Annotated in this window: 13 protein-coding genes; 4 read left to right on the top strand and 9 right to left on the bottom strand. The window is 34.0% G+C overall.

The annotated features are described in order from the left end of the window. Nucleotides 1–8 precede the first annotated feature (8 nt). From BMZ09_RS04795 to BMZ09_RS04780, 4 genes are all read right to left on the bottom strand, one after another. Nucleotides 9–695: a TIGR04282 family arsenosugar biosynthesis glycosyltransferase gene (locus BMZ09_RS04795; RefSeq protein WP_090838006.1), complete on the bottom strand. Its 687-nt coding sequence runs from the start codon at nucleotides 693–695 to the stop codon at nucleotides 9–11. Between the two features lie 36 nt (nucleotides 696–731). Next, nucleotides 732–1,787 (bottom strand): arsenosugar biosynthesis radical SAM (seleno)protein ArsS, encoded by a 1,056-nt coding sequence (arsS, locus tag BMZ09_RS04790; protein WP_090838003.1) that lies wholly within the window; start codon nucleotides 1,785–1,787, stop codon nucleotides 732–734. Nucleotides 1,788–1,846: 59 nt separating this feature from the next. Further along, a complete protein-coding gene (locus tag BMZ09_RS04785; protein ID WP_090838001.1) occupies nucleotides 1,847–2,182 on the bottom strand; it encodes an arsenosugar biosynthesis-associated peroxidase-like protein in 336 nt (111 codons plus the stop codon). An 87-nt stretch (nucleotides 2,183–2,269) separates the two neighbouring features. Beyond that, complete coding sequence (locus tag BMZ09_RS04780) at nucleotides 2,270–3,166, bottom strand: alpha/beta hydrolase (RefSeq protein WP_245741087.1); 897 nt, start codon at nucleotides 3,164–3,166, stop codon at nucleotides 2,270–2,272. Nucleotides 3,167–3,247: 81 nt separating this feature from the next. Here BMZ09_RS04780 and BMZ09_RS04775 point away from each other — a divergent pair, with 81 nt between their 5' ends. The 4 genes from BMZ09_RS04775 (at nucleotide 3,248) to BMZ09_RS04760 (ending at nucleotide 6,851) form a co-directional block, all read left to right on the top strand. Further along, a complete protein-coding gene (locus BMZ09_RS04775) occupies nucleotides 3,248–4,489 on the top strand; it encodes a cation:proton antiporter (RefSeq protein WP_090837996.1) in 1,242 nt (413 codons plus the stop codon). Between the two features lie 5 nt (nucleotides 4,490–4,494). Then, nucleotides 4,495–5,274 carry a xanthine dehydrogenase accessory protein XdhC gene (xdhC, locus tag BMZ09_RS04770; protein ID WP_090837994.1) on the top strand — a complete coding sequence of 260 codons (780 nt, stop codon included), beginning with the start codon at nucleotides 4,495–4,497 and terminating at the stop codon, nucleotides 5,272–5,274. Between the two features lie 87 nt (nucleotides 5,275–5,361). Continuing rightward, nucleotides 5,362–6,369 (top strand): hypothetical protein, encoded by a 1,008-nt coding sequence (locus BMZ09_RS04765; RefSeq protein WP_090837992.1) that lies wholly within the window; start codon nucleotides 5,362–5,364, stop codon nucleotides 6,367–6,369. Continuing rightward, nucleotides 6,366–6,851 (top strand): nucleoside-triphosphatase, encoded by a 486-nt coding sequence (locus BMZ09_RS04760; protein ID WP_090837991.1) that lies wholly within the window; start codon nucleotides 6,366–6,368, stop codon nucleotides 6,849–6,851. The genes BMZ09_RS04765 and BMZ09_RS04760 overlap by 4 nt, the downstream gene beginning before the upstream one ends. On the opposite strand, the gene BMZ09_RS04755 is transcribed toward BMZ09_RS04760, so the two are convergent. From BMZ09_RS04755 to BMZ09_RS04735, 5 genes are all read right to left on the bottom strand, one after another. Continuing rightward, nucleotides 6,848–7,222, bottom strand: a complete 375-nt coding sequence (locus BMZ09_RS04755) for a hypothetical protein (protein WP_198520015.1) — start codon at nucleotides 7,220–7,222, stop codon at nucleotides 6,848–6,850. The two genes, BMZ09_RS04760 and BMZ09_RS04755, sit on opposite strands and share 4 nt — an antisense overlap. Before the next feature lie 121 nt (nucleotides 7,223–7,343). Then, nucleotides 7,344–7,919 carry a GNAT family N-acetyltransferase gene (locus BMZ09_RS04750; protein WP_090837987.1) on the bottom strand — a complete coding sequence of 192 codons (576 nt, stop codon included), beginning with the start codon at nucleotides 7,917–7,919 and terminating at the stop codon, nucleotides 7,344–7,346. A gap of 10 nt (nucleotides 7,920–7,929) precedes the next feature. Then, a complete protein-coding gene (locus BMZ09_RS04745; protein WP_090837984.1) occupies nucleotides 7,930–10,248 on the bottom strand; it encodes a xanthine dehydrogenase molybdopterin binding subunit in 2,319 nt (772 codons plus the stop codon). Continuing rightward, nucleotides 10,241–11,650 (bottom strand): FAD binding domain-containing protein, encoded by a 1,410-nt coding sequence (locus BMZ09_RS04740; protein ID WP_090837982.1) that lies wholly within the window; start codon nucleotides 11,648–11,650, stop codon nucleotides 10,241–10,243. Before BMZ09_RS04740 ends, BMZ09_RS04745 begins: the two co-directional genes overlap by 8 nt. A gap of 237 nt (nucleotides 11,651–11,887) precedes the next feature. Continuing rightward, nucleotides 11,888–12,361 (bottom strand): nucleoside deaminase, encoded by a 474-nt coding sequence (locus tag BMZ09_RS04735; protein WP_090837980.1) that lies wholly within the window; start codon nucleotides 12,359–12,361, stop codon nucleotides 11,888–11,890. Nucleotides 12,362–12,412: the final 51 nt, after the last annotated feature.

Genomic DNA, 12,412 nt, shown 5'->3' with positions numbered 1-12,412 from the left:
AAAAGTCTTTAGTTTTTAATTGAAACTAATTGCGGAGAACCTTTATTAAAAAGGGTATGATTTATAGTAAAATTTATAACTATAGCAGTGTATAAAAGTATCGCTTTCGCGGAAATACAAAGCTGGAGTAATACTGTTTTTACTGCTTTTGAAATAGTTTTATAGCTATTTAATATTGAGGATATATCTGAAGCCGAATCAATATCAACCAAAGTTTCTAGTAAACTGAAGTTAATATGATTTACAGATAGTAACTGTAAAGTGGTTGTTTTTAACGCTGAGGTTTGCCAAGGAAGTTGACTAAAACGTTTAGTATTAAATAACGCTTTATTAAGTCCCATTAAATAAAAACCACCATCCTTAGAAGGCCCAAAGACTAACTGATTGTTATTTAGTTTTTGGTTCGCATCATTTAAATGCTTGGTTTTTAAATGAGGCGTGTCATTTCCTATCGAAATTATATTTGTAAAACCTTTGTCAAAAACGGTTTGTATTGCATGACTAAAACGTGCACCAAAAGACGTTCCTTCTTGCTGCGTTTCAGTAAAATGAAAATAGGGTAATCCCGTTTTTTTTACCTTATTAATGGTTTCATTAGTCAATGTTTCAAACAACTGACTATCTGCAAAAGATTTGCGCTTAGCATCCTCTTTAGCAGAATTTGAAAAAATTAATATGGCAGTTTTTTTTGTCATTTTTTAATTTCCGCGTAAGCGAAAACGCTATTTTAACTATGCAACAACACCTTGACAGCTGCTTCCTGCACCTGCAGTACAACCATAACAATGTTGAGAAATTATAATGTTTCGTCCCTCTAATAATTCTGTTTTATACTCAGAAATGTGTTTAGATTTACTGTTTACAGGTAGTTCTAACATTTGATTAAAATCACAATCAAATAAATAACCATCCCAACTTACAGATAATGTATTAGTACACATGACGTTTTGTACGGCTGCAGGATTATAAGCTTCTACTAAAGAGTACATGTAATCTTCATAGTTTTCTGAAGCAATTAAATAATCTAAAAAACGTGCAATTGGTAAGTTTGTAATAGCAAATAAGTTATGAAACTGAATGCTAAAATCTTCTGATAGTGCTTTCTTAAAATCTTTTTCCATAGCCATTTGATCACCAGGTAAAAATGCGCCTGAAGGATTATAAACTAAGTCCAGTTTTAAGTCGCTTCCTGGCATACCATAACCAACAGCATTTAATTCTTGTAACGCTTTTATGGACATGTCAAAAACACCTTCACCACGTTGTTTATCTGTTTTTCCTCTAGTCCAGTGTGGCATAGAGCTTATAACATGGATATTATGCTTTTTGAAAAACTCTGGTAAGTCGTAATACTTTTTATTAGCACGAATAATGGTTAAATTAGAGCGTACAATAAAATCTTTAATTCCAATTTTTGAAGCTTCTTCTACAAACCATCTAAAATTTGGGTTCATTTCTGGAGCACCTCCCGTTAAGTCTAAAGTATGCGCGCCAGTTGTTTTTATAACATCCAAGATTTGTTGCATGGTCTCTTGGGTCATGATTTCCTTTCGGTCAGGACCTGCATCTACGTGGCAGTGCTCGCACACTTGATTACACATGTAACCCACGTTAATTTGTAGTATTTCTAGTTTTTTCGCTATAAGCGGAAATTGACCAGTTTCAGAAATTTTATCTTTAAAAGTCGGTAATTCGCCATCAGCAAAAATACCACCAGACAAAATCTCTAATTGTTTATTGCTTTTTGCTAAATCGCTTCCTAGTTTTTTAAGGGACTTTGTTGCCATTAATACAGTTATCTTGTTTGTAGTCTACCTACGAAATTAATTAATCAGTGGTTTTAATACTAACCATCTAGTTTGTTTACTTTATTCATCATTTGCACACCGTGTACTAAAGTCGCACCGCTTTTTATGGCTGCACCAACGTGAATGGCTTCCATCATTTGCTCTTTTGTAATACCACGTTGTAAGGTGTCTTTGGTATAAGCATCAATGCAATAAGGGCATTGCTCTGTATGCGCAACAGCTAATGCTATTAAAGATTTTTCTCTAGCAGTTAAAGCGCCTTCTTCAAATACTTTTCCATAATAGTCAAAAAACTTGTTTCCAAGTTCTTCATTCCATTCTGTTATTTTTCCGAATTTTCTTAGGTCTGCTGGATCGTAATATGTTTTTGCCATTATGTTTTTTTTTAAAGATATAAATCTAAAACCGTTTTGTCGTAAAGTTTTAGTACTACTAACAAAGGTATCTAAATTTATGATAAATTAATAGGTGGTAGGTTTTGGCAATGTGTATTTTTTGGTTTGAATAACGTCGTTTTCTAGGACTGTTTTGTTTAAAAAATAAAATATAGCGTCTAGATCTTCAGGATGCACATTTGCAGCATCGTGAGTTCCGTTTTTAACAATGTTTAAAAAGTAAGACGCTTCTAAAGTGTCTAGTTTTTCTGTAATGGTTTTTGAGCCATGTAACATCATATACCCCGGTTTTTTAGGTTGGCAATTTTGGTGTGGAGCACTACCATAAGGTACAGCGCCGTCCTCTGTGCCATGTGTAAGTGCTATCGGAATAGCGTTGTCAATAGTTAATGAATCTATGTCTAAAAAGGCACCCGCAAATCCAATGACACCAGCAAATGTAATGTCTTTATATGTTGTTAAGTCAGGGATAAAAAAACGTCTCATAAAGGCAGCGTGTAATGCGGTTTCGGCACCAGAACTACTACCTGCAGCTATTATTTTTGTGGTGTCTACTTGTAGCATCGTACTATTTTGATAGATAAAATTAGTAGCGTCTAAAAAGTCGATAACTGCTTGGTTAAAGGTAAAAAGTTTATCCTCTTTACTGCAATTGCAACCAAAGCCTGTTTTGGTGCCTTTTCTTAATAATCGGTAAGAAATAGAAACACCAATATATCCATTTTTATTGGCAGCATTTACAATGTTGACCTCGTCAATACCATTACGTCCGCCTCCAGAAAAACCGCCACCATGCATCCAAATAACAACAGGTAAACTATCTGTTGGTTTTATATTCTCAGGCGTGTAAATATCTAATTTAAGTGTGTCTAATCCTTTTGTAGCGTAAGTGTATGTTTTCATGTTTTGTGCTGGACTTGAAAAATAGGTTAATACAAGAACTAGTATGTATAGGTTTTTCATAAAACGTATTAAAATCTAAATTTAGTCAAATAACAGATTTTTATGTTAATTATTTTAATTTAGCAATAAATATATTTTTCTATGGATTATTTTGTGATTGCATCAATATTAGTGCTTATTTCTGCCATTTTTGGGTATATAAATGTGCGGTTTTTAAAAATGCCTAATACTATAGGCTTAATGTTAATTACCATTGTATTTACTTTAGGAGTGTTTGCACTAAGTTATTTTGATGACACCTTGTTGAATGCTGAGAAGTTTATAATTACACAAATAGATTTTAAAAGTATTTTATTGGACGTTATGTTAAGTTTCTTGTTGTTTGCTGGTGCTTTGCATACTAATTTTGAACAGCTTAAAGTACAACGTTGGCCCGTATTAGCGTTTGCGACTTTTGGCGTTTTAATCTCGACATTTTTGGTTGGTGGCGCTATGTTTTTTGCGCTACCAATTATAGGCTTACATATAGATTTTATATACTGTTTATTGTTTGGGGCATTAATTTCGCCAACAGATCCAATTGCTGTTTTAGGGATACTAAAAAAAGCAGGTGTACCTAAAAAATTAGAAACCAAAATTGTTGGAGAATCCCTTTTTAACGATGGTGTTGGTGTTGTTATATTTTTAACCATTTTTAAAATTGCTGATTTAGGTATTGAAAATGTTAGTGCTTTAGAAGTTGTGGAGTTGTTTGGTGTTGAGGTGCTTGGAGGGATTGCATTAGGTTTGATTTTGGGTTGGATTACGTATAGATTAATGAAGTCTATTGACGATTATGATATTGAAGTTATTATAACCTTGGCTGCTGTTATGGGAGGAACTGTTTTAGCACAAAAGCTACATATATCAGCGCCTTTAGCAATGGTAACTGCTGGTTTGGTAGTTGGGAATGATACCGTTAGAGATAGCGCGATGTCAGATACTACGGAGGCTTATGTCGATAAGTTTTGGGAGTTGTTGGATATTCTTTTAAATACAATTCTGTTTGTTTTAATAGGAATGGAGATGTTAGTGTTAACCTTTAAATTTGAGTATTTAACTGCCGGTTTATTAGCAATTCCTTTAGTTTTAGTGTGCAGATATATTTCGTTATTGGTACCAATAAAATTCTTTGAAAACAAGTTAGACTTTGTTCCAAAAACTAACTTAATTATGACTTGGGGTGGACTACGCGGTGGAATATCTATAGCGTTGGCATTAGGCCTTACAGAAGTTATGGAGCGTGATTTAATTTTGGTAATTACTTATGTTGTGGTTGTCTTTTCTATATTAATACAAGGAATGACCGTTGGTAAATTGGTTAAAAAACTAGAAATTAAATAGCCTTTATGCAAAACTGGATTAGTCTATTATCTGATTTTAAGGCAAAACAACAACCTATTGCTTTTATTACTGTTTCCAAATGTCTGGGGTCAACACCTTGCGTTGTTGGTTCTAGAATGATAGTGACTAAAGACAAACAGATTTACGGAACTATAGGAGGAGGGAAGCTAGAGTTTAAAGCTATTGACGAAGCAATAACAGCTATTAATGACAACAGAATTATAGCGTCCAGTTACACTTTAGGACCAGAGTTTGAGCAATGCTGTGGCGGGAAAGTCGAATTTATTATAGAACCTATGAATCAATCGCCAGAGTTATTTTTATTCGGAGCAGGACATATTGGAGTAGAAATCTGCAAACTTTTAGTAGACACACCTTTTAAAGTTAATCTTATAGATTCTCGAGACGACTGGTTTTCTAATTTAGAGTTAGATGCTAGTATCGCAACACATCAAACTACCGAAACTGATTTTAAAACGTTTCAGGATGTTGTAAAATGGGGTAATAACAGCTACGTTTTAGTGTTAACACATAATCATGCAATTGACTTTGATATTATAGCAATGGCGTTACAAAATCAAACTAAGTTTTTGGGGTTGATTGGTAGTAAAACTAAAAAAGTCAGATTTAATAATATGCTTATTAAAGAGATGGCTATTCCTGAAGGTATGACTAATGTAGTTTGTCCTATTGGTTTAGATATTGGAGGTGATACACCAAAAGAAATTGCTATAAGCGTTGTTGCTCAATTACTACAAGTGCATTATAAAAGCTTAGCTAATTAATACTAAGATTTGATGATAATATCCCATCTAGGAGATTACAGAAGTGTCTTGTAAGTAAAAGAATGGCTATTATTGCAGCAACTAAAGATGAAAAAAAACAAATCAATCATAGATAAATTAACTGCGCTTTGGGCTTTAAACGAGTCCGGTTTAGGTGGTTTTTTACATGTGTTTAATTCGCCATTCACAGGTTTGATAGTTGGTGGTGTTTCAATATTACTAATTAGTTTAATTGCTTTTTATGCTAAAAACAAATGGCAAACTATTTTTAAAGCATTGGTTATTGTCTTGATTATTAAAATGGCAGTAAGTCCATATTCTCCATTCGGAGCTTATGTTGCGGTCAGTTTTCAAGCGCTTTTTGGTGCGTTTTTATTTTCTAACTTTTCTTGGAAAGGTTTTGTGTTATTGGTTTTAGGGATGGTGACTTTTTTAGAGTCCGCTTTGCAAAAACTAATAGTGCTAACAGTGGTTTATGGTACTGGTCTATGGGAAGCTATTAATATTTATGGCTCATGGGTTCAGAAAAAGTTAGACTTTGTTTCAGAAACCTCTACCACCTCTTTTTTAGTGACGTTATATCTTGTAGTATATGGCGTTTGTGGACTATTAGCAGGTGTCTTTATTAAAAGTATTATTAAGATAATAGCAAGTAAACCTGAAGTCGATTTTTATTTAGAAACAATGCCAAAAGCATCGGAAAGCACTAAAAGAAAAGTACCCTTTAAAACCAAAGTTATTTGGGTTTGGCTAATTACGGTTGCCGTAATTGTTTTAGGGTTTTCAATATTTGGAGGTGCCCTTTTTGGGTGGCAAAAGGCTATTTATATCGTGTTCCGTAGTTTTCTTATTTTAATGCTTTGGTATCTAGTAATTGGTCCTTTTTTATTAAAATTGGTTCAGAAATACTTAAGTAAAAAGGAATCTAAGTACCAGCAAGACATTACTAATGCTATGGATTTGTTCCCTTATTTTAGGCAGATTATTTCCTATACTTGGAAACAAACGCAGCATTTAAAAGGAATCAATCGGTTTAAGTTTTTTATGGCGAATAGCATTTCTAATTGTATTCATTTTAAAACGCCTACGGAATGATTTATATCCTCACGGGAGCAATACGATCAGGGAAGACTACAGCGCTGTTACATTGGTCTAAAAACAGGAGTAATGTTGATGGGGTATTGTGTCCCGATGATGCTAATGGAAAACGGTATTTTCTGAAATTAAAAAACAAAATAATTTTTAAGCTTGAAGCTGAAGCTGAAACCGAAGCTATTGTTGCAATAGGGGATTTTAAATTTTTGCGATCGGCTTTTAATGAAGCTAATGACTATTTGATTTTAGAAGCTTCTAAAACAGAACGTCAATATTTAATTATTGATGAAATAGGAAAGTTAGAATTAAAAAATGAAGGCTTGCACGTTTCAACCAAAGCTTTGATTTCTCAGATTAGATCTAATGATAACAAACATCTTATTTTGGTAGTCAGAGCTTATTTGTTGGATGCTGTTTTGGAGCATTATGGGATAACTGAATGTTCTATTCTGACTACAGAAGATTTAAAAAATTTATTCTAACTAAAAATAGTTTCGCCTAAAGCATAATAAATCGCCATTATTGCCGAGTATATTGCGCTTCCAAGAAAACGCCATTTTAATTTAAATCTATTTTGAATCAAGTAATTTGCTAAAAACGAAATAGGAATATTTACCAAAAAGGACCAAAAGGCAATTTGGATAAGGTTAAATCCAATGGCATTAAATTGAGCCGAAAATAATTTGATAAACAATAAGTGTCTTGCAACCCAAAGTGGATTAAAGTATGCTATGGCTAAACCCGTTTTAGATAATACAGCGCGTGCACCTTTTAAATCTTTAGTTTTTTTTACTATCCAATCAAAATAGTTGGGGATTTCAAATGCGTAAAAAGTGGCGCCAACAAATGCCATTCCTAGTAGTCTGTGCCAAGAAAATTCGTCAACAATTAAAGCTGCTATTGTGTCTCCAGCACTATAAATTAGTGCACCTTTTAAGATGTTTTGTGTTTTGTAATGTAGTGCGATAAGGCGTTTATTTTAAATCAGATTGTAGTAAGCAATAAATTTCGCTATCCAAAAATTGACCATTGTAATAAAAATTTTCTCTAAATAGAGCTTCTAATTTAAAGCCAAATTTTAGTAGTAGTGTTTTTGAATTGACATTTTCAAGATTAACATTGGCTGAAAAACTGTGAAGATTTAAATCTTTAAAACCAAAATTAATTAGTGTGGTTAAGGCTTCTGTCATATAGCCTTTACCCCAAAAATCAGGATGTAAAATATAACCAATTTCTCCTCTCGAGTTTTGTTTGTCGATGTGGTGAATTGCGAAATCACCAATAATAGTATTGTTTTCTTTTTCAATAAGTGCCCAAGTTATTCCTTTTCCTTCTTTAAAAGCTTTTATGTAGCCTTCAATTCTTTGTTCAGTATCTTCAATACGTTTTGGTATTGTTGTGTCCATGTATTTAGAGATCGCTTTATTGCTTCTTAGGTTTAAAAGCGTTTGCGCATCTTTTTTTGTGTAAGCTTCAAACAATAGGCGTTCGCTTTCCAGTTCGGGAAAAACATCGAAAACGGACTTATTTATATTTGTTTCTTCAATCATTTAGGCTTTTTTAATACAGACTCATTAATACCTTTTCAGGAGTCATTGGCGCGTTAAATTGCATGTCGTAATTGGGATTAAACGCTTTTATAGCATTCTGAAGTGCAAAATAAGCACCAATTCCATACATTAAAGGAGGCTCTCCAACAGCTTTAGATTTTAATATAGCCATGTCGTTTCCTTCAGTTTCTACAGGAATCACTTCTACTGTTTTGGGTACAGAAAAAATATCAGGAACTTTATATGTAGAAAGCGCATTTGATAATAATTTTCCATCTTTATTATAAGCAATCTCTTCCATAGTCATCCAGCCAATTCCTTGTATTAAAGCACCTTCTACTTGACCTAAATCAATACCTTCACTCATACTTTTTCCGTAATCGTGTACAATCTTTACGCTATCAAATTCGTAAGTACCACGCATGCAATCTATAGTGGTTGTTGTAATTGCGGTTCCGTAAACATGATAAGCAAAAGGGTGTCCTTTTTCCTTGGTTTTATCAAAGTGAATTTCTGGAGTCGCATAATGTGCGTTTTCAGTTAAAGCAACACGTTTTAACATGGCTTTGCTGACTAGCGCTGTCCAAGTTAAAGCTGATTTTTTGTTGTTGATATAAACAGATTCTTCTTTTAAAGTAATGTCTTTTACTGAAGCTTTTAAGTCTTCCGAAGCCACAATTTTTAATCTTTCAACTAAAGCATTACACGCCATTAAGGTTGCTTTTCCGTTTAAATCTGCGGTAGAACTTGCAGCAGATGGCGACGTATTGGCAACACGCGTTGTATTGGTTGTTTCTATTTTAATTTTTTCAATAGGAATAGAAAACACATCCGCAGCAATTTGCATCATTTTGGTGTTAACACCTTGGCCCATTTCCACAGCAGCAGTACTAATCCCAACGCTTCCGTCTAAATAAATATGAACCAAAGCACGTGCATGATTCATTGGTGTGTTTGTAAACGAAATACCAAAAGTAATGGGCATAAACGCTATTCCTTTTTTGAAACTTGTATTGTTTTTATTGAACGCTTCGACCGCTTGCTCTAAAGCTTCAATATTAAATATGTTTTTAGCAGAATGCCATGTGTTTTTGGCTTCTACTTTTTTAGCGATTTGTCCATAAGAAAACGTGTCGTTTTCATCTAACAAATTCGCTTCTTGAATTGTTCGTGTTGGTACACCAATTTCATGAGCAGCTTTTGCAATAGCAGATTCGATAACAAACATACCTTGTGGACCTCCAAATCCTCTAAACGCTGTGTTTGGCGGTAAGTTGGTTTTACAACTCAACACTTTTGTTGTTACATTAGGTATGTAATAACTGTTGGTTGCATGAAATAAAGTCCGCTCAGCAATTGCAGGAGATAAATCTGCTGCTGCACCAGAGTTTTGCAAAAACTCGGTTTGATACGCTATAATTTTTAAGTCTTTTGAAAGTCCAATTTTATATGTGCTTTCATAAGGATGACGTTTTCCTGTCATGCGTAGATCGTCATGACGATTTAAAATCAGTTTTACAGACTGGTTTAAATGGTGCGCAGCCAAAGCCGCCATTACAGCCCAAGGTGTTGCTTGGTCTTCTTTACCTCCAAATCCACCTCCAAGTCGTGTAACATCAACTTCAATTTTATGCATCGCAATGCCCAAAACTTTAGCGATAGTTTTTTGCACAGCTGTTGGACCTTGTGTAGATGACGTTACTTTTATGTTTCCGTTTTCTAAAGGTTCTGCATAAGCACCTTGTGTTTCGATATATAAATGCTCTTGTCCGTTAGAGAATGTTTCACCTTCAAAAATATACTCACAATTTGTAAATGCTTTTTCTGTATTTCCTAAACTAAAAGATCGTGGTGCATTAATAAAGCTGCCTTTTGCTTTGGCTTCTTTTGCTGTAGTGATTACAGGTAAGTCTTCAATTTTAATGTCAATTAAACCTCGTGCTTTTCGAGCAATAAATTCCGATTCTGCAACGATTAAGGCTATTGGCATGCCCCAAAAGTGGACTTCATCCTCCGCAAATAAGGGTTCGTCAGGAATAATACCACCAATTTCATTTTCACCAGGAACATCTTTATAGGTAAAAATACGTTGTACGCCTTCTAGAGCTTCTGCTTTAGAATAATCAATACTTTTTATTTTTCCGTGTGCTTTTGGCGAATCAAACACGACCGCATGAAATGTTCCTTGTCTAATATTAACATCGTCAACATACAATGATTCTCCACGGACATGCGTGTAAGAGTCTAAGTTTTTGGTGCTTTGTTTTAATGATTTTGAAACAGCATCTAATTTAGTGTCTAATACTTTATTTGGCTTGTTTTTATGCATGTTGTACAAAATCGTTTAAGGTGAATTGCTTCGGGAATAACGTTGTAAAATGAGCAAAAAATAATTGTCGTCCTAACAAACGTTTGTAGTCAGTTGTCCCACGAACATCACTAATTGGACTGATTTCATTTTGAAGTATTTGGTTAGCTTCAATTATAGTGTCAAAAGTCAAAGGTTTATCAACTAAAAAGGCTGAGGTCTCATGCAAATATTTTGGAATTGCAGCAACACCTCCAATGGAAACATGCGCTTCCGATATCGTTTTGTTTTCGATTGAAAGATGTATTGCAGAATTGACACTAGCAATATCTAAATGTGTCCGTTTACACACTTTTTCAAAATTGAAAAATGACTGTTCTGTTGGTAATTTAAATTGAATACTCTTTAAAAGTTCATCATCTTTTAAATCGTAAGTTTTGTATCCTTTGTAAAAGTTTTTAAGAGCAATTGTTCTTTCTTTTTCTGCGGAATTTAATATTGTAATATTACTATTAAGCGACAGAAAAAAGATAGTCATGTCTCCAATTGGCGAGGCGTTTACTAAATTTCCTCCAAGCGAAGCCATGTTTCTAATTTGTTCTGAAGAGACTAACTTTAAGTGTTTTTTTAAGTTTGGTAAAATACTATTTAACTCCGTATGATTCCATAAATCTGAAACCGTTGCGTTGGTTCCGATCGTGCAAATACCATTTTTAATGTTGATGCCTTTTAAATACTCCTTTTCGGCTATTAGATGTACAGCGTTATCTGCTAAATGATCCGCTTGTTGGACATATAAATCCGTACCTCCAGAAACATATTTCCCTTTGGGTTGATTTAAATCTTTAGCTTCAATGTCTTTTAATCGTTGTGGGATGTTTTTAAAATATTCAGGAATAAATTGATTTTCAATTAACCAATTAAATGTGGAGTTTGTATTGTTGTCTAGTTTTTTAACAACTTGATGCGCTGCTTTTTCAATTGCTTTGTATCCTGTACATCTGCAAATATTTCCGCTTATAGCGTCAATTGCATTAGTATAATTTTTATCTGAATTTGATAAAGCAAATCCTGTTAAAGCAACTACAAAACCAGGCGTGCAAAATCCGCATTGTGTGGCGTAATTTGCTTTCATGGCTTCTTGAGTTGTGGTTAATTTGTCTTTAAGATTTGTGCCTTCAACTGTAACAATGTGTTTGCCATGCGCATTTCCTAGTGGCGAAATACATGAGGTAATACTTTGGTATTCTATAATATCACCATGACGTGTTCCTACTAAAAGGGTGCAGGCGCCACAATCTCCTTCGCGACAACCAATCTTTGTTCCTGTTAAGCGTTGTTGATAACGCACAAAATCCAATAAAGTGGTTCCGGAATGTTCCGAGGTTTTTATGGTTTTGTTATTTAGGATGAAGGTTATCATGAGGTTTGTTTTAATTTTTCTTTATGTTCATTTTGTCTTGAAACAAAACGAACCAAAAATTCAAATCAATCTGAGGAAATTCCTGCGGACCATTCGCTTTCAAACTACATGCTCTAAGCTGCGCTTAGCATTTTCGTTTTTCGCTCATTATTTCTGCAGATTGATAATTCCGACTTTGTCGGAAATTGGGACTTGAATTTTTGCTGAGTTCTCTGTATTAATTGAATTTGTTTCTATTTAGTATTCAGTTTTATCATTTTTCTTAGTCCATTCTTGAAAAGGCTCTAATGCTATTTCGCGTGCTAATTGCTCAAATGGGATGCTTCTTTCTGCGTATGGTAATGGGATTTCTTTGTAAATAAATTCGTCATCAAAACCAATATTTGCAGCATCTACTTGATTGCTTCCGTAGTATACTTTGTCTGGTCTAGCCCAATAAATTGCACCTAAACACATTGGGCAAGGCTCGCAAGAGGTGTAAATCTCACAACCGTCTAATTGAAACGAGTCTAGATTTTTACAAGCATCTCTAATAGCTGTTACTTCTGCATGTGCAGTTGGATCGTTGGTAGAAGTTACTTTGTTGTTTCCGCGTCCTACAATTTTTCCGTCTTTAACAACTACGCAACCAAATGGTCCACCTTCATTGTTGTTCATTCCTTTTAAAGCTGCGTTTACAGCTTCTTGCATAAATTGATCTTTATTACTCATACTATAATTTAAATTTTTAAGTTGAAAAATGTAGCATTAGCTAATATACTA

Source organism: Olleya namhaensis, assembly GCF_900114005.1.
Taxonomy (GTDB): domain Bacteria; phylum Bacteroidota; class Bacteroidia; order Flavobacteriales; family Flavobacteriaceae; genus Olleya; species Olleya namhaensis.
This window is presented reverse-complemented; position numbering and strand designations above follow the sequence as displayed.

Excerpts from the sequence above, each read along its gene's own strand:
- BMZ09_RS04740 (WP_090837982.1), bottom strand. The coding sequence starts at position 11,650 with ATGATAACCTTCATCCTAAATAACAAAACCATAAAAACCTCGGAACAT.
- xdhC (WP_090837994.1), top strand. The coding sequence starts at position 4,495 with ATGCAAAACTGGATTAGTCTATTATCTGATTTTAAGGCAAAACAACAA.
- BMZ09_RS04760 (WP_090837991.1), top strand. The coding sequence starts at position 6,366 with ATGATTTATATCCTCACGGGAGCAATACGATCAGGGAAGACTACAGCG.
- BMZ09_RS04785 (WP_090838001.1), bottom strand. The coding sequence starts at position 2,182 with ATGGCAAAAACATATTACGATCCAGCAGACCTAAGAAAATTCGGAAAA.
- BMZ09_RS04750 (WP_090837987.1), bottom strand. The coding sequence starts at position 7,919 with ATGATTGAAGAAACAAATATAAATAAGTCCGTTTTCGATGTTTTTCCC.
- BMZ09_RS04765 (WP_090837992.1), top strand. The coding sequence starts at position 5,362 with ATGAAAAAAAACAAATCAATCATAGATAAATTAACTGCGCTTTGGGCT.
- BMZ09_RS04775 (WP_090837996.1), top strand. The coding sequence starts at position 3,248 with ATGGATTATTTTGTGATTGCATCAATATTAGTGCTTATTTCTGCCATT.
- BMZ09_RS04735 (WP_090837980.1), bottom strand. The coding sequence starts at position 12,361 with ATGAGTAATAAAGATCAATTTATGCAAGAAGCTGTAAACGCAGCTTTA.
- BMZ09_RS04755 (WP_198520015.1), bottom strand. The coding sequence starts at position 7,222 with ATGGCATTTGTTGGCGCCACTTTTTACGCATTTGAAATCCCCAACTAT.
- BMZ09_RS04745 (WP_090837984.1), bottom strand. The coding sequence starts at position 10,248 with ATGCATAAAAACAAGCCAAATAAAGTATTAGACACTAAATTAGATGCT.
- BMZ09_RS04780 (WP_245741087.1), bottom strand. The coding sequence starts at position 3,166 with ATGAAAAACCTATACATACTAGTTCTTGTATTAACCTATTTTTCAAGT.
- BMZ09_RS04795 (WP_090838006.1), bottom strand. The coding sequence starts at position 695 with ATGACAAAAAAAACTGCCATATTAATTTTTTCAAATTCTGCTAAAGAG.
- arsS (WP_090838003.1), bottom strand. The coding sequence starts at position 1,787 with ATGGCAACAAAGTCCCTTAAAAAACTAGGAAGCGATTTAGCAAAAAGC.